Origin of the sequence: Novosphingobium gossypii, from assembly GCF_050433305.1 — a bacterium.
GTDB classification, from domain to species: Bacteria; Pseudomonadota; Alphaproteobacteria; order Sphingomonadales; family Sphingomonadaceae; genus Novosphingobium; species Novosphingobium gossypii.
Map to the genome: position 1 here is coordinate 1,079,255 of NZ_JBNPXM010000001.1, position 16,348 is coordinate 1,095,602.

Consider the following 16,348-nt stretch of genomic DNA (forward strand, 5'->3'; position numbering starts at 1 on the left):
GGCCGCAATCCGCAGGAATGGCATTCTGCGTATTGCGGCGCGCCGATCAGTCGAACTTGAAGCGCACGCCCACCGCAAAGGTGCGGTCGATCAGCAGCGTGCTGGAGTTGAACTGGGTCGGGTTACCGACGTCGCCGAACTTGTAGTAGTTCTGCTGCTTCGCCTTGGTGAGGTTCACCGCGTCGAAGGTCACGCCGATGTCGTCGTTGACGTTCCAGGTCAGCTGAAGGTCGAGGCTCTTTTCAGGAGCGCGCCAGAAGCCGATCGGGTTCGCGAACGAACGCCCTTCGTTGCTCTGGAGGAAGCCCTTGCGCCAGATGTACGACAAGCGGGCACCGATCGGGCCGTTATCATACGCCAGCGTGGCATTGTACGAGAGCTTCGACACGCCGAAGAACGCCGACTTGGTGGAACCGGTGATCTCGCCCTCGGTATTGACCACCGGAATGGTCTGCTCGGAGTCGAGGATCGTGGCGCTGCCCGTGAAACCAAGGCCGTTGAGGAAGCCGGGCAGATAGGTCGGGAAGTAGGTCAGGCCCAGTTCCACGCCCTTCAGCACGCCGTCCGAAGCATTGACCGGACGGGTGATGTTGAACGTCTCGGTGTAGGTTTCGTTACGCGGCAGGTAGTTGTTCGGGATGATCTCCCGCGCAACCAGCGGCACGACCAGCCCGCTGATCTCGCGGCGGAAAGCCGTCGCGTAGATCGCGCTGTTGCGCTCGAAGTACCACTCGACGGCGACGTCGATGTTCTTCGAATGCGTGGCGCCAAGGCTGGCGTTACCTGCACTGCCCGTACCGAAGCCGATGCGCGAAAGGTCGCCCGCCAGCGTCACGTTGGGGTTGAGATCACCGAATGCTGGACGACGCAGCGTTTCGCCGTAGTTGAAGCGGACACGCAGGTTGTCGGTGATGCCGTACCGCGCCGTGAACGAGGGCAGCCACTTGGCCGAACCGGTCGAAACCGAGGTACGCGCGAAGTTGTTGCCGCGATCGAAGTAGTCGTAGTCGGTATCGATCTGGACGTAGCGCACGCCGCCCTGGACCTGCAGCGGACGACCGAACAGTTCGATCTCGCCATCGGCCATGATGTAGGCGGCGGTGTTGATCTCGCCGATACCGAAGACGTGGCCGAAGGTCAGCTGGTCGGACAGCAGCAGCGCCGGGTTGACCGAACGGTACAGGGTGCGCACGGCATCCTTGTCCATGGTGCGCGGATCGGCGAGCACCCAGCTGGTCGGCACGTCTGCACGGCCGTCGAAGAAGCCGCTGTTCGTGAACGGAGTGCCCTGACCGAACTGGTCGAGCGTCACGCCCGGCAGGCCGCCGGCGCCCTGGTCACGCACATAGCTGTCGGCCTTGCGGTCGTCGTAGCGGAAGCCCGCCTTGATCCGACGCAGGAAGCCTTCGTCCCATTCGTATTCGCCGTCGAGCATGACGGTCAGCGCGCTGCCGGTGTTCTTCGTGCCGCTGTCGAACAGGTTGCCCACGGTCCACTGCGAAGCGTCGGTCAGCACGCCCTGGTTGGCAAAGCTGTACGCGGGCAGGCCGCCACCGGCGTTGAAGTCCACGTCGATGTCGAGCGGCGCGCGATCGGTACGGATGGCGAAGAACGAGGTCTCGTTCTTACTGTCCTGGTACGTGACGTCGGCGTTGATCTTGCCCCGATCGCCCACGTCCCACTTGGCGTTGAACGCATAGACGTAGCTGTCCGTCTTGCTGGTGGCGGTATCGCCGCTGTTGAAGCCGGCAACCGAGCCAACCTGGCGCGACTTGATGATGTTGGTGCCGTCATACAGCTCGAAGCTGTTCGCAGCGTCCGCCGGCAGGTCGCCCCACCAGTCGGCGAAGCTGAAGTGCAGGCTATTGAGCGTCTTCTGGCGGAAGCCGGTGTAGAACACCTCGGCGGTGTAGACCGAGCGATCGTCCGGTGCCCACTGCAGCGCGGCGTTCACCGAAGGACGGGTGCGCTTGCCGTAGAGGTCGGAAGCGATCACCGCGTCGCGCGAGAGGTAGTAGGGCACGTCGACGCCGTTGATGTTGAGCGTCGAACCCGCCTTGGTCGAAAGACCGGCGTCGAGGCCCGGCGTCCACAGGTTGCCCTGCGGGTTGGATGCAGTCACCGCGCGACAGTCGGTGGTGAACAGGCGCTCCAGCGCAACGAAGGCCGCCCCGCCGGCACAGGCGCCCGGCAGGTTGCTGTTGGTCACCTCCGGGCGTGCGCCGGTCGCGGTCAGGAACGGCACCATGGCGCCGGCCTGGAGGTTCTGGTTGCGGAACTCGGCGCGGGTATAGCTGGCGTTGACCAGGAAGCCGATCTCGCCGATGCCGGTATCCCACTTGTTGGCGACCAGCAGCGCGACGTTGGGGTTCGCCTTGTCACGCAGTTCCGAGTAGACGCCGCGCGCCAGACCGGAGATGGTGAAGCCGTCGAAGTCCAGCGGACGGCGCGTCTGCACGTCGATCTGACCGGCCAAGCCGGTTTCGATCTGGTCGGCCGAACGCGTCTTGTAGACGTCGACCTTCTTGACGAGGTTGGCGGAAATATCCTGCAGCGCGAACGATGTGCCCGCTGCGGTGAAGATGTTGCGACCGTTCAGCGTAGTCAGCGGGTCGGTCAGACCACGAATGGTGATCGTGCCCGCTTCGCCGCCGGCGCGGTCGGTGATCTGGATGCCGGTGACGCGCTGCAGCGCTTCGACGACGTTGTTGTCAGGCAGCTTGCCCACGTCTTCGGCGACGATCGAGTCGACGATCTGGACATTGTCCTTGCGGCTGTTGATGGCGCCGACGATCGAGGCGCGCACGCCGGTGACGATGATGTCTTCTGCGCTGGCATCTTCAGCAGCCTGCGGCGCCACGTCCTGGGCCTGCGCGGCTGTGGCGAGGCCGAAAGCGAGAACGGATGCGGTGCACAAAGCGAATGGCTTGAAAGCCATGGATCAACCCTCCCATCGGGGCTGGCCCATTACCATGCCCCATCCTTTACCCGGCCTGATTATTAGTCCGACTATTAGGACGCAAGAGGAAAAACGAAAACTCCGACAAATTCGTTATGCAACTGTGGCCGATCCGACGCAGTCGAAGCCAAAGCCCGCAGGTTTGGCTTCGACTGCGTCAGTGGCAGTTCAGTCAGCCAGCCAGGCAGCAGACGCCTCGTAAGCGTCGGCCAGCACCACCTTGTCGGAGGAATGCGCCAGCGCCCTGCCCTCGTGAGCCACGGATGCAAAGCGCACGGTGCCACTGGCGGGCCCGGCTTCGCGACGGAACAGGTCGGCACCGGGCTGCGCACCGGTCGCCGTGATGGGAGCTAGGGTCACGATGCCATCCGCCTGGGCAACGAGGCAATGGTCGGACTTGAGGATCGGCGACAGGCGCACCGCACCGTTGCCTGCCGGAAGCGAGCGGAACTGCGTCTGCGGCAAGGCACCTTCGCCGACGGACAGGCGAGCGCCGTCCTGCACCAGCCGCGCAGTTCGGCGCACAGCGGGAATGAAGCGTTCAGGCAGCGGCCCGTTGCCGACCGGCACGCCGAAGTCCGGCTGGCCGTTCGCATCGAAATAAAGCCGCTGGATACGGGTGTGGCGATCCGGGTTGAACAGCGGGTCGCCTTCGATCTTCTCGTAGTCGCGGCCGTGATAGACGAGGATGTCGTTCCCCTTCTCATCGACGGTGAAGCTGTTGTGGCCCGGGCCGTAGACCGACGTTTCGCGGCAGGTCTGGAAGACCGGCTTCGGCGCCTTGGTCCAGTTTCGCGGGTTCATGATGTCCGCGTTCTCGTCCACGCTGAGCAGGCCCATGCAATAGCGGGCATCGGTGGCGCTGGCCGAGTAGGTCATGAACAAGCGGCCATTGCGGTTGATGAAGGCGGAACCTTCGTTGACCTTGTAGCCGCGGATTTCCCAGTCCAGCGTCGGCACCGTCAGGCGCGCGGGCGCGGATGCCAGCGTCAGCGCGTCCTTCATCGGTGCGATGTAGACGTTGGAATTGGTGTCGATGCCCGGCTCGCGCTGCGCCCACGAGAAGTAGCGCGTGCCGCGATGCGTGAAGATCGTCGAATCGAGGTTGAAGCTGTCCCAAGGCGCCTTGAATTCGCCCAGGACCGACCAGTTGCCGGTCATCGGGTCCGGCCCGTCGCAAACCACCGCATAGGTGCGGATACGGAACACGTCCTCGCCGCCGCCGCTTGGCCCGGCTGCGAAGTAGACGATCCAACGGCCATCCACGAAGTGCAGTTCGGGCGCCCACAGGAAGCCGGACATCGGGCCGGTCGCTTCATGGCGCCACAGCACGCGTTCTTCCGCATCGGCAAGGCCTGCAAGCGTCTTCGCCCGGCGCAGGGCAAGGCGATCGTACTCGGGCACGGAGCCCATCAGGTAGTACCAGCCGTCGTCGTGGCGGAAGATCTGGGTGTCGGCGCGCTGCTTGACCAGCGGGTTGCTGGCGGCCGGACTATCCACGCCCGGTGCGGCGGTCAGCGCCGTCTTGCCGGGCGCGGTGCAGGCGAGCGGAATGAGCGAAGTCGCGGCGGCGAAACTGCGGCGCGTCAGGCTGATGGTCATGGCGTCCTCTGCGTGTGTTTTGGCGGTACTGGAAAAAGCGGCGCCCCGACCGGAACCGGGGCGCCGTCAGGTGGGTGTTCAGTATTCGGCGACAGGCCAGCCGTCCGCGTCCCAGCGCAATGGCGCAATGCGCAGCGTGGGTCGCCCTTCGGCCTGCTTGTCGTAGGCGTGATACGCCAGGTACGTGGTGCCGTCCTTGTCGGTGAACGCGCCCGCATGGCCGGGGCCGCGGAAGCGCTGCTGCTCCTGCAGGTCGGAGCGCAGCAGGATGGTGCCGCCGCCCTGCATCATGTCGCTGCCGTCGCGGCCGAGGTAAGGCCCGGTGATCTTCTTGGACCGGCCGACCACCGTATAGTACGTGCTATTCACGCCCTTGCAGCAGTAGTCGTAGGACGCGATCAGGAAGTACCAGCCGCCGTGCGGGATGATGAACGGCGCTTCGACCGGGGCCGGCCCACCGGCGGGCGCAGGGCGGCGCGCGATGGAATAGGGCTCCGTTCCGGGGGCGACCTTGCCGGTTCTGGCATCCAGCGGGAACAGCTTGATCCCGGTCCAGAAGCTGCCCAGCGACAGCCACTGCCGCCCCTGCGCATCGACCACGAAGTTCGGATCGATGGCGTTGAAGTCATCGTCCTTCGTCGACATGACGACAAGGCCCTGATCCTTCCACCTGGCCTTTGCGCCCAGCGTCGGGCTGGTGGCAAGGCCGATGGCCGAACGGTTCGATCCGAAGGTCGAGACGGAGTAATACAGCCGGTACTCGCCATTCACGTAGGAGATGTCAGGCGCCCAGATACCGTCGGTGCCGGGTATCGCCTCCTTCGCCCAGGCGGGAATCTGGGCGAAGACGGAACCGGCATCCTTCCACGTCTTCAGATCGGTGGACGTCTTGATGCCGATATACTTGCCCACCGTGCTGAACACGTAATACGTGTCACCCTCGCGGATGATGACCGGATCGTGCACGGTAAGATCGCCGGTCAGCTGCGAATTGAGCGTTCCCGCCCCCTTCTCACCGACCTGTGGCGTCTGGGCCGAGGCGGCGCCGGCACAAGCCAGAGCCGCCAAACCTGCCACTGCGCCGATGAAGGCAGCCTTCATCACTGCAACTCCAGCATCACGACCGACTTGGCGGGCAGAGCCACGACCAGCTGGCCGCCCTGCACGCTGGCGCCGGTGAAGGCAGCGGGCTTCACCACTTCAGGCGCGGCGAAGGTGTTGTGTGAGTTGATCGCCGACGCCGTCAGGATGCGGCCCGAAACCGCCGATGCCGCCACGCCGTCCAGCTTGATCGTCACCGTGTTCGCCTGGTTCGGATCGAGGTTCGACAGGGCGACGTGCACCTTGCCGTCCTTCGCCTTGACCGCCGAGCCGCTGACCGCAGGCATCGTGTATTCGTCCTTCGAGTACCACGGCGACTTGATCTGCATCGGCAGCACGGTGGCATCCTGCCACGGCTTGTACATCTCGAAGACGTGATACGTCGGGGTCAGCACCATCTTGCTGCCCTCGGTGAAGATCATCGCCTGGAGCACGTTCACCATCTGCGCGATGGCGGTCATGCGCACGCGGTCGGCATGCTTGGCGAAGATGTCGAGGTGGATCGAGGCGATCAGGGCATCGCGCAGGGTGTTCTGCTGGCGCAGGAAGCCCGGATGCGTGCCTTCGTCCTGCGCGTACCACGAACCCCATTCGTCCACGGCCAGGAAGATCCGCTTTTCGGGATCGTACTTGTCCATGATCGCCGAGTGCTTGGTGATCAGCTCGTCCATCCGGCGTGCGCCGTTCAGCGCGTCGGCCCAGCCATGTTCGTCGAAGTTGACGGCAGGCGCGCGCGGCGGCCAGCCACCCGCGGGGTGGACGTAGTAGTGCAGCGAAACGCCGTCGAGCTGGGGCGCGGCGACGCGCATCATCGTCTCGGTCCAGTTGTAGTCGTCGACGTTGGCGCCTGCGGCCACCTTCAGGATCTTGGTCCCGGCGGGCGGCTTGATGAAGGTGGCGTAACGGCGCGTTTCATCCGCCGCAAACTCGGGACGCATGTTGCCGCCGCAGCCCCACAGCTCGTTACCGACGCCGAAATACTTGACCTTCCACGGTTCCTTGTGGCCGTTGCGCGCGCGCTCGTCGGCCAGCGAACCGGCGGGCGAGGTCATATATTCGACCCATTCGGCCATCTCGCGCGGGGTGCCGTTTCCTACGTTGCCCGCCACATAGGCTTCGGCGCCGACCTGGCGGATCAGTTCGAAGAACTCGTGCGTGCCCACGGTGTTCGGCTCGGTCACGCCGCCCCAGTGGGTGTTGATCTTGACCGGGCGCTTGGCCTGCGGGCCGATGCCTTCGCGCCAGTTGTATTCGTCGGCGAAGCAGCCGCCCGGCCAGCGGATGACCGGCACCGACAAGTCCTTCAGCGCGCTGACCACGTCGTTGCGGAAGCCGTTGGTGTTGGGGATCTTGCTTCCCTTGCCCACCCACAGGCCACCGTAGATGCCCTCGCCCAGATGCTCTGCGAACTGGGTGAAGACTTCCTTGTGGTAGACGGCGCCGGGCTTGTCGGCCTCGAGCGTCGCGGTGGTGGGCTGCCCATCGGTGTCGGCGGACACGGGCGTGGAAAGAACCGTCGCTGCCATAAGCATGGCGAGCGACGTACGGCGGAAGAACTTGGTCATTTTCAGTCCCCTCCCAAGGGAATCAGATGGGAATCAATCGTGAAATTCGTCGACGGCCTTGCGATGGCCGCGCAGGAATGCGTCCGCCACCAGCCGGAGCGGAGCGACATCCACGTCGCTGCGACCGCCGCGGATGAGGTTGGCGAAACGGGCGTAGAGGCCCGGATATTCCATGTCCTCGTTGTGCTCGGTGCCGGTCGGCAGGGTCAGCACGGCGCCGCCGTTAGCCAGCCGAAGCGTGCCGGCATCCGTCTCGACGATGATGTCCCACGACTGCGGGCCTGTCTGGCGCCAGTCGAGGTCCATGTGGATGGGCGCGCCTGCCGTATCGCGGAACTCGATGTCCGCAGCGATGGGCGCAGCCCGGTTGGCCGGGATTTCCAGCGTCGCATTCTGCAGGAACATCGGGCGCGGCAGGATGTGCGTGACGATGGAAAGAGCGTTGATGCCCGGATCGAAGACGCCAAGGCCGCCCGGTTCCCAGATCCAGGCCTGGCCCGGATGCCACACGCGCACGTCCTCGCGCCAGACGATCGACACCTTGTCGATCCGGCGCTCGGCCAGCCACGCGCGAGCCGGAGCCACGCCTGCGGCAAAGCGCGAGTGCCACGATGCGAACAGAGTCGCGCCGGTCTTCTCGGCACGGCTTTCCAGCGCGACGACTTCGGACAGGGTCGCACCCGGCGGCTTTTCCAGGAACACGTGCATGCCCTTGGACAGCGCCTGCACGGCCAGATCGTAGCGGACCTGCGGCGGGGTGCAGAGCGCCACCGCGTCCACCGCCGGACCGTTCGCGATCAGCTCTTCAAGGCTGCGCGCATGAGGCACGCCCTCGACGCCGGGGTCGCGCGGGCTGACGGTGGCGGCGAGGCTGAACGCCTTGTTGCCGGCAATTGCGGGAAGATGCTGGTCGCGGGCGATCTTGCCCACGCCCACCACGGCAATACGAATCGGATCCACGCTCAGAGCGCCTTCACCGCGAAGGCGCGTTCCTCGACGCGCACCAGCGGGTTCGACACCGGCAGCGTGAAGGGCGCAGCCAGAATCTCGAACACGTCGCCTTCCTGCGTCTGCACGCCTTCGGCGAACGACAGCGTGGCGGTGCCGAAGAAGTGAACGTGCACGTCGCCGGGGCGGCGGAACAGGTCGTACTTGAAGTGGTGATGCTCAAGGTTGGCCAGCGTGTGCGACATGTTGCCTTCGCCCGACAGGAACGGCTTTTCCCAGATCGTCTCGCCATTGCGCACGATCTTGCTGGAACCCTCGACGTGCGAAGGCAGATCGCCCAGCAGCAGTTCCGGGCCAAGCGCGGCCTGACGCAGCTTGGAGTGGGCCAGCCACAGGTAGTTGTGACGTTCGGTGACGTGATCCGAATACTCGTTGGCCAGAGCATGGCCCAGACGATACGCGGTGCCGTCGTTGCCGATCAGATAGATGCCGGCCAGTTCCGGCTCCTCGCCGCCGTCCTTGGCGAACGCAGGCATTTCCAGCGGGGCGCCGGGACCGACAAGCTGCGAACCATCGCCCTTGTAGAACCATTCCGGCTGCTGGCCGACTGCGCCCGCAGCAGGCTTGCCGCCTTCCAGACCTTCCAGAAACATGCGCATCGAATCGGTGACGTGCTCACCCGAAGCCGCCGCCTTGTGCATCTTGTCGCGGCCCTCGGCCGAACCCAGGTGCGTCAGGCCGGTGCCGGCGAGCAGCAGGTGCGCATCGTCCTCATGGTCGATCGGCGCAAGCAGGCGACCGGCGGCGTATTCGGCGGCGATGTCCACCGCTTCGCCCTGCCCGGCATCGCGCGCGGCATCGGCCAGCGACTGGCCGGCGGCGATGGCGCCCAGCGCCAGTTCGCGCACCGAAGCGACACCCGGCAGGAAGTGCGCGGTATCGCCATCGGCAAGGATCACGGAACGAACGCCCTCGGCGCTCAGGTGCTGGAGCAGGCGAAGATAAGTCATGGCATTCTCCCAAAGACGGCGCGCCCTTCTTGAGGGACGCGCCGCCCGGATGGTTGGATCAGTTGAGCGTAAGCGTGCCGTCGATCAGGCGCGGGGCGCCGTCACCGAAGGCATCGTCGCGCAGTTCCGCCGGAAGCAGGCCCTGTGCGAAGTTCTGGTAGCTGACCGGACGCAGGTAGCGGTCGATCGCCAGGCTGCCGACCGACGTGGTGCGCGGATCGGAGGTCGACGGGAACGGGCCGCCATGCACCATCGCGTGGCACACTTCGACGCCGGTGGGCCAGCCGTTGACGAGGATACGGCCGACCTTGCGCTCCAGCACGGGCAGGACGCGGGCGGCAGCACCCTCGTCCGTGTCGTCCATGTGGAGGGTTGCGGTCAGCTGGCCTTCGAGGCCTTCGAGCACGGTCAGAAGCTCGGCTTCGTCCTTGCAGCGCACGACGATCGAGGATGCGCCGAACACTTCGTCACCTGCCGCCTTGTCGGCAAGGAACTGGGTGCCGGTGGTCTGGAACAGGACCGCGCCGCCAGTGGTGCGGCTGCCTTCTTCGCCCTTCGCCAGCGTTTCGACGCCAGGAAGACCCGAAAGCGTCTCCACGCCCTTGGCGTAGGCGGCGGCGATGCCGGTGGTCAGCATCGTTTGCGGCTTGGCTTCCGACACGCCCGAGGTCGCGGCGGCGATGAACGCGTCGAGGCCTTCACCCTCTACCGCGAGGATCAGGCCGGGGTTGGTGCAGAACTGGCCGGCGCCCATCGTCAGCGAACCGACGAATGCGGTGCCCAGCGCTTCACCGCGTGCCTTGAGCGCCTCGGGAAGCAGCAGGACGGGGTTAATGCTGGACATTTCGGCATAGACCGGGATCGGCACTTCGCGGGCCTGCGCCAGCTTCGCCAGCGCCAGACCGCCACCGCGCGAGCCGGTGAAGCCGACTGCCATGATCGCCGGGTGCTGGACCAGCGCCGCGCCCAGTTCATTGGACGGACCGACGAGGTGCTGGAACACGCCCGCGGGCAGGCCGGCATCCTTCACCGCCTTGGCGATGGCACCGGCGATCAGCGCACCGGTGACCGGGTGCGCGGGATGGCCCTTGACCACCACGGGGCAGCCTGCGGCCAGCGCCGAAGCGGTGTCTCCACCGGCGGTCGAGAACGCCAGCGGGAAGTTCGAGGCACCGAACACCGCAACCGGACCGACCGGGATCATGCGCAGGCGCAGGTCCGGGCGCGGCAGCGGCGCACGGTCGGGAAGCGCGGGATCGATGCGCAGCTGCTGCCACTGACCCTTGCGCACGACGTCCGCGAACAGGCGCAGCTGACCGACGGTGCGGCCACGCTCGCCTTCGCCACGACCACGCGGCAGGCCGCTTTCGGCAATGTATGCTTCGATCAGCGGCTCGCCGATGGCGACGATCTCGTCAGCGATTCGCTCAAGGAACGCAGCTCGAGTCTCACGGTCGGTGGCGCGATAGGTGTCGAACGCGGCAGCCGCCGCTTCGCAGGCAGCGGCCACGTCTGCGGTGGTACTGATGGCGATGGGCTCGCCCTGCGGCTCGCCGGTAGCGGCGACGATGGAACGGAATTCGGTCATTGGGTACTCCCTATTTACTCCGACATATTGGCAGAACGGACGAAACGCAATGTTTGTCGTTCCTCTTCCTGCAAACCGCTGTTAGTTTCTCAGGAGGAGGAGCCCATACCTGTGCCAGATGCCGATTTGACGACCACCGACGCGAACTTCAAGTCGGGCGACGATGCTCGTGGCCCCGGACGGCGATTGCACGGAGCGATAGCACACAAGCTGGGCACCGCGATCTTGTCAGGCAAATATGCACCCGGAGACATCCTTTCGGGCGAAGTCGCCTTCGCAGAGGAACTGCAGGTGTCGCGCAGCGCCTATCGCGAAGCGATTCAGGTGCTCACCGCCAAGGGCCTCGTCGCCAGCCGTCCCAAGGCCGGCACCCGCGTCCTCCCGCGCGATCGCTGGAACCTGCTCGACCCTGAAGTGCTGGGCTGGGCTTTCGCGGGCGAACCCGACATAGAATTCGTGCGCAGCCTGTTCGAACTGCGCGCCATCGTCGAACCCGCCGCCGCCCGCCTTGCCGCCCAGCGCCGCGATAAGGCCGACCTCAAGGCGATGAAGGACGCCCTTGCCGCGATGCGCCGCCACACCCTCACGACCGAAGCCGGGCGCACCGCGGACCGCGATTTCCACAATGCTATCCTGCAGGCCACCCGCAACGACGCCCTCCTGACGCTGAGCGCCTCGATCGGCGCCGCAGTGAACTGGACCACCCAGTTCAAGCAGCGCGCCCGCGCCCTGCCGCGCAATCCCATCCCCGATCATGTGAAGGTCTATGACGCCATCGCCGCCGGAGATCCGGTCGCGGCGGCAGAGGCGATGAACGTGCTGGTGGATATGGCGCTGGAGGATACGCGCAGTTCGATGGAAGACCGGCAGGGGTGACGTACGCAGGGGTTTACCGCCCCTGCACCCCGTGAACTTACGGCGTAGCGCGCGCAGCATCCTCAACCGGAATTACGCCGCAGGCTGTTTACATCTGCCGCCGCGAATTGAGCGCGAAACCAAACAGCGAGCGCGACCTCGACGGTTCACGGGGTGCAGGGGTGGTAAACCCCTGCTCTCCCCTTCTTCCAAAACGAAAAAGCCCCGGCGGTCATCCCGCCGGGGCTTTTCTTGTCAGACTGCCGAAAGCTTACTCGAAAGTCGCTTCCGGAGCGGCGACCGCGTTGGTCGTCTTGCTGCCCCACAGGGCGTAGAACAGCACGTAGAGTTCACATACCGCCGTCAGCAGGAACGAGGTCTGGAGGCCGTAGTTGTCGGCCAGCCAGCCCTGCACCACCACCAGCGCGCCGCCGGCGATCGCCATGACCAGCAGGCCAGAGCCTTCTTCGGTCAGCGGGCCAAGGCCCTTGATGCCGAGCGTGAAGATGGTCGGGAACATGATCGAGTGGAACAGGCCAACGAGGATCAGCGACCACATCGCGACAGGGCCGTGCGCGAACACGGTGATCATCATCACCACGAAGGCGCCGATCGAGAAGAACGCCAGCACCTTGCCCGCGTCGAAGCGCTGCATGATCGCCGAGCCAACGAAGCGGCCCACCATCATGCCCCCCCACAGGAAGGCGAGGTACTTGCCTGCCTGCTCATGCGTCAGGTTGGCGATGTCGGGCTGGCTGACGAAGTTCACGAAGAGGTTGGCGACGCCGATTTCCGCGATCAGGTAAATGAAGATCGCGGGAATGCCGAACACCAGGTTGCGGTGGTTCCACAGCGACAGGTGCTTGCGCTGTTCCTTGGCCAGACGCGAATTGGCCGAGCCCATCTTGGGCAGCGGGAACTTGGCGATGACGATGGCCAGGATCACCAGCACGACGGCGACGAGCGCGTAAGGCAGGATCACGGAATGGGCGTCTGCCATGCGTTCGGCTTCGGTCAGGACGGTGCCGGCGGTGGCCGTGCCGCCCTTGGAGCGGCCGAGGATCAGATAGGCACCGAACAGGGGGGCCAGCATCGTGCCCGCCGAGTTCAGCGCCTGCACCAGATTGAGGCGCGAGGACGCGGTTTCGGGCTTGCCGACGACCGCGACGTAAGGGTTGGCGGCAACCTGCAGCAGGGTGATGCCGCTGGCGATCACAAACAGCATCACCAAGGTCACGCCGTAGGACGGGATGCTGGCGGCCAGCATCATGCCCAGCGCGCCCGCAGCCATGATAAGCAGGCCGACGACGAGAGACTTCTGGTAGCCGATCCGCTCGATCAGCTTGGCCGACGGGATCGAAGCCACGAAATAGGCGATGAACCACACCGATTCGATCAGCGTCGTCTGGGTGTAGCTCAGTTCGAACACGCTGCGCAGGTGCGGCAGCAGCGTGTTGTTGATGACGGTGATGAAGCCCCACATGAAGAACAGGCTGGCGAGCAGCGTCAGCGCGGGGCCATAGCGCACGCCTTCGCTGTGCGTGTGGACGACGGGGGCGTCTCCGGACGAGACCACTGGCGGCATGTCATTCCTCTCGTAAACGGGACCGGCTGCGCGTCACACTTCAGCAAACCGGCTTGCGCTCTTTCTATTTGTCGGACTATATGCGCCGAACGGCGGCGTCAATGGGCCGCGTCATCCAACATCTGGCAGAATCGCCATGCAAAGTACGACATGCGGGAGCTAAGGGAATGAGGAATCCGGGCAAGTTCTTTCTGATGGCGGCGGCTTCGGCAGCGGCTCTGGCCGCGACGCCGGTGTTGGCCGCCGACGCGACGCAGGCGAGCGCGGGCAAGCTTTCGGACGGCAGCGACGTCACCGCCGTCACGCTCAAGGCCGCCAACGGCGTTTCGGCCACGATCCTGACGTTCGGCGCCACCTTGTGGAAGCTGAATGCGCCCGACCGCGAAGGCAAGGTCGCCGACGTGCTGCTCGCCTACGACAAGATTTCCGATTTCGAGACGCGCCCGAACTTCTGGGGCGCCACCATCGGGCGCTACGGCAACCGCATCGCCGACGGCAAGTTCACGCTCGACGGCAAGACCTTCCAGCTTCCGCTCAACGATCATGGCCAGTCGCTGCACGGCGGCGGCAAGGGCTTCGACGTGAAGAACTGGAAGCTTGAATCGGTGAAGTCCGGCAAGGTCGCGACTGCCGTGTTCTCGCTGGTCAGCCCGGACGGCGATGCCGGCTATCCCGGCACGGTGAAGGCCCGGGTCACCTACTCGCTGGACGAGGCGGGCAACCTGCAGATCGCCTTCGACGCGACGACCGACAAGCCCACCGTCCTCAACATGACCAACCACGCCATCTTCAACATGGCCGGCGAAGGGTCGGAGCGGGACGCCACCACCAACGTGCTGACGCTGACGTCCAGCCGCTATACCCCGGTTTCGGAAAAGCTGATCCCGACCGGCGAACTGCGCGACGTCACCGGCACCGCGTTCGACTTCCGCAAGGGCAAGCCTGTGGGCGTGGGCCTGCGCGACGGCAACGACCAGCAGATCGTCTACGGTCGCGGCTTCGACCACAACTTCGCCCTCGACAAGGGGCAGACGAAGACGCCGGAACTGGCCGCTCGTCTGGAAGACCCCGTCTCGGGCCGCGTGCTCGAACTGCTGACGACAGAACCGGGCGTGCAGTTCTATTCGGGCAACTTCCTGGACGGCACGTTCATCGGCAAGAACGGCCACCTCTATCGCATGGGCGACGGCGTCGCGCTGGAACCACAGAAGTTCCCGGATAGCCCCAATCACGCCAACTTCCCTTCCACCCGCGTCGATCCCGGCAAGCCGTACCGGCATGTCATGATCTATCGCGTCTCCACTTCCGCGCGCTGAACCGGACCAAAGAAAACAACCATGACCGAAAACTCTGCTCCCAAGCTGCGCTCGCGCGCCTGGTTCGACAATCCCGACAACATCGACATGACCTCGCTCTACCTGGAGCGATACCTGAACTTCGGCCTCAGCCTTGAGGAACTGCGTTCGGGCAAGCCGATCATCGGCATCGCCCAGTCGGGCAGCGACCTGTCGCCGTGCAACCGCCACCATCTGGTGCTGGCTGAGCGCATCCGTGAAGGCATCCGCGAGGCGGGCGGCATCGCGCTGGAATTCCCGGTCCACCCGATCCAGGAAACCGGCAAGCGCCCGACCGCCGGCCTTGACCGCAACCTGTCGTACCTTGGTCTGGTGGAGGCGCTGTACGGCTATCCGCTGGACGGCGTGGTGCTGACCACCGGCTGCGACAAGACGACCCCGGCGATGCTGATGGCTGCCGCCACCGTCAACATCCCGGCGATCGCGCTGTCGGTCGGCCCGATGCTGAACGGCTGGCACAAGGGCGAACGCACCGGTTCGGGCACCATCGTGTGGAAGGGCCGCCAGATGATGGCGGCGGGCGAACTGGACGCGGACGGCTTCATCAAGCTCGTCGCATCCTCCGCGCCCTCGACCGGCTATTGCAACACCATGGGCACGGCGACGACGATGAACTCGCTCGCCGAAGCGCTGGGCATGATGCTGCCGGGTTCGGCTGCGATCCCCGCGCCTTACCGTGATCGCCAGGAATGCGCCTACCACACCGGCAAGCGCATCGTGGACATGGTGCGTGAAGACCTCAAGCCCTCGGACATCCTGACGCTCGACGCGTTCCACAACGCGATCGTCACCAACGCCGCCATCGGCGGTTCGACCAACGCGCCGATCCACCTTGCAGCGCTGGCCCGCCATGTCGGCGTGGAACTGCCGCTCAAGGACTGGGAAACCTACGGCCACAAGATCCCGCTGCTGGTGAACCTGCAGCCCGCCGGTGAATACCTGGGCGAAGACTACTATCACGCCGGCGGCGTCCCCGCAGTGGTCGCGCAGCTGATCGGTCAGGGCCTCATCAAGGAGGGCGCGCTGACCGTCAACGGCAAGACCATCGGCGACAACTGCCGCGACGCGACGATCGAGGACGACAAGGTCATCAAGACCTTCGACCAGCCGCTGGTCGAGGAAGCGGGCTTCCTGGTGCTGTCGGGCAACCTGTTCGATGCAGCGATCATGAAGACCAGCGTGATCTCCAAGGAGTTCCGCGACCGCTACCTGTCGAACCCCGAGGATCCGGAAGCCTTCGAAGGCCCGGCGATCGTGTTCGACGGCCCCGAAGACTATCACCACCGCATCGACGATCCGGCGATGGGCATCACCGCCGACACGCTGATGTTCATGCGCGGTGCCGGGCCGATCGGCTATCCTGGCGCAGCTGAAGTCGTGAACATGCGTCCGCCCGCGTACCTCATCACCGAAGGTGTCAGCGCCCTGCCCTGCATTGGCGACGGTCGCCAGTCGGGCACCAGCGGCAGCCCCTCGATCCTCAATGCGTCGCCCGAAGCGGCCGCGATGGGCGGTCTGGCGCTGCTCAAGACCGGCGACCGTGTGCGCATGGATCTGAAGGCCGGCAAGGTCGACGTGCTCATCTCCGACGAGGAAATGGCCGCACGCCGCGCCGCGCTGGAAGCTGATGGCGGCTACAAGTACCCCGCATCGCAGACCCCGTGGCAGGAAATCCAGCGCGCCCTCGTGGGCCAGATGGACACCGGCGCGATTCTGGAAGGTGCGGAAAAGTACCAGCGCATCGCCCAGACCATGGGCCTGCCGCGCGACAATCACTGAT

At 65.3% G+C, this 16,348-nt stretch carries 11 protein-coding genes; 3 read left to right on the top strand and 8 right to left on the bottom strand.

All coding sequences use genetic code 11. The features are described 5' to 3' along the window. Positions 1-46: 46 nt before the first annotated feature. The 7 genes from GGR40_RS05465 to GGR40_RS05495 all read right to left on the bottom strand — a co-directional run bounded on the left by GGR40_RS05465 (position 47) and on the right by GGR40_RS05495 (position 10,773). Positions 47-2,938, bottom strand: a complete 2,892-nt coding sequence (locus GGR40_RS05465) for a TonB-dependent receptor (protein WP_429275149.1) — start codon at positions 2,936-2,938, stop codon at positions 47-49. 189 nt (positions 2,939-3,127) lie between these two features. Continuing rightward, on the bottom strand, positions 3,128-4,561 hold the full coding sequence (locus tag GGR40_RS05470; protein ID WP_429275150.1) for a glycoside hydrolase family 43 protein: 1,434 nt from the start codon (positions 4,559-4,561) through the stop codon (positions 3,128-3,130). Between the two features lie 78 nt (positions 4,562-4,639). Further along, positions 4,640-5,662: an arabinan endo-1,5-alpha-L-arabinosidase gene (locus GGR40_RS05475; RefSeq protein WP_429275151.1), complete on the bottom strand. Its 1,023-nt coding sequence runs from the start codon at positions 5,660-5,662 to the stop codon at positions 4,640-4,642. Then, positions 5,662-7,227, bottom strand: a complete 1,566-nt coding sequence (locus tag GGR40_RS05480; RefSeq protein WP_429275152.1) for an alpha-N-arabinofuranosidase — start codon at positions 7,225-7,227, stop codon at positions 5,662-5,664. The genes GGR40_RS05475 and GGR40_RS05480 overlap by 1 nt, the downstream gene beginning before the upstream one ends. Before the next feature lie 33 nt (positions 7,228-7,260). Then, positions 7,261-8,187: a Gfo/Idh/MocA family protein gene (locus tag GGR40_RS05485; protein ID WP_429275153.1), complete on the bottom strand. Its 927-nt coding sequence runs from the start codon at positions 8,185-8,187 to the stop codon at positions 7,261-7,263. 2 nt (positions 8,188-8,189) lie between these two features. After that, positions 8,190-9,185, bottom strand: a complete 996-nt coding sequence (gene araD1 / locus GGR40_RS05490) for an AraD1 family protein (RefSeq protein ID WP_429275154.1) — start codon at positions 9,183-9,185, stop codon at positions 8,190-8,192. A 58-nt stretch (positions 9,186-9,243) separates the two neighbouring features. Next, a complete protein-coding gene (locus tag GGR40_RS05495) occupies positions 9,244-10,773 on the bottom strand; it encodes an aldehyde dehydrogenase (NADP(+)) (RefSeq protein WP_429275155.1) in 1,530 nt (509 codons plus the stop codon). 111 nt (positions 10,774-10,884) lie between these two features. On the opposite strand from GGR40_RS05495, the gene GGR40_RS05500 reads away from it, so the two are divergent. After that, positions 10,885-11,649: a FadR/GntR family transcriptional regulator gene (locus GGR40_RS05500; RefSeq protein WP_429275156.1), complete on the top strand. Its 765-nt coding sequence runs from the start codon at positions 10,885-10,887 to the stop codon at positions 11,647-11,649. A gap of 250 nt (positions 11,650-11,899) precedes the next feature. Here the strand turns inward: GGR40_RS05500 and GGR40_RS05505 are convergent, their stop codons facing one another. Beyond that, positions 11,900-13,213: a sugar MFS transporter gene (locus tag GGR40_RS05505; protein WP_429275157.1), complete on the bottom strand. Its 1,314-nt coding sequence runs from the start codon at positions 13,211-13,213 to the stop codon at positions 11,900-11,902. A 167-nt stretch (positions 13,214-13,380) separates the two neighbouring features. Between GGR40_RS05505 and GGR40_RS05510 the strand changes: the two genes are divergently transcribed. Together GGR40_RS05510 and GGR40_RS05515 are read left to right on the top strand one after the other, a co-directional pair. Next, positions 13,381-14,529: an aldose epimerase family protein gene (locus GGR40_RS05510; RefSeq protein WP_429275158.1), complete on the top strand. Its 1,149-nt coding sequence runs from the start codon at positions 13,381-13,383 to the stop codon at positions 14,527-14,529. A 21-nt stretch (positions 14,530-14,550) separates the two neighbouring features. Next, positions 14,551-16,347, top strand: a complete 1,797-nt coding sequence (locus GGR40_RS05515; RefSeq protein WP_429275159.1) for an IlvD/Edd family dehydratase — start codon at positions 14,551-14,553, stop codon at positions 16,345-16,347. The last annotated feature ends 1 nt before the right edge of the window (position 16,348 follow it).

What these genes read in the sequence shown, in the direction of transcription:
- GGR40_RS05505 (WP_429275157.1), bottom strand. Translation starts at nt 13,213, where the DNA reads ATGCCGCCAGTGGTCTCGTCCGGAGACGCCCCCGTCGTCCACACGCAC.
- GGR40_RS05465 (WP_429275149.1), bottom strand. Translation starts at nt 2,938, where the DNA reads ATGGCTTTCAAGCCATTCGCTTTGTGCACCGCATCCGTTCTCGCTTTC.
- GGR40_RS05510 (WP_429275158.1), top strand. Translation starts at nt 13,381, where the DNA reads ATGAGGAATCCGGGCAAGTTCTTTCTGATGGCGGCGGCTTCGGCAGCG.
- GGR40_RS05470 (WP_429275150.1), bottom strand. Translation starts at nt 4,561, where the DNA reads ATGACCATCAGCCTGACGCGCCGCAGTTTCGCCGCCGCGACTTCGCTC.
- araD1 (WP_429275154.1), bottom strand. Translation starts at nt 9,185, where the DNA reads ATGACTTATCTTCGCCTGCTCCAGCACCTGAGCGCCGAGGGCGTTCGT.
- GGR40_RS05480 (WP_429275152.1), bottom strand. Translation starts at nt 7,227, where the DNA reads ATGACCAAGTTCTTCCGCCGTACGTCGCTCGCCATGCTTATGGCAGCG.
- GGR40_RS05495 (WP_429275155.1), bottom strand. Translation starts at nt 10,773, where the DNA reads ATGACCGAATTCCGTTCCATCGTCGCCGCTACCGGCGAGCCGCAGGGC.
- GGR40_RS05515 (WP_429275159.1), top strand. Translation starts at nt 14,551, where the DNA reads ATGACCGAAAACTCTGCTCCCAAGCTGCGCTCGCGCGCCTGGTTCGAC.
- GGR40_RS05475 (WP_429275151.1), bottom strand. Translation starts at nt 5,662, where the DNA reads ATGAAGGCTGCCTTCATCGGCGCAGTGGCAGGTTTGGCGGCTCTGGCT.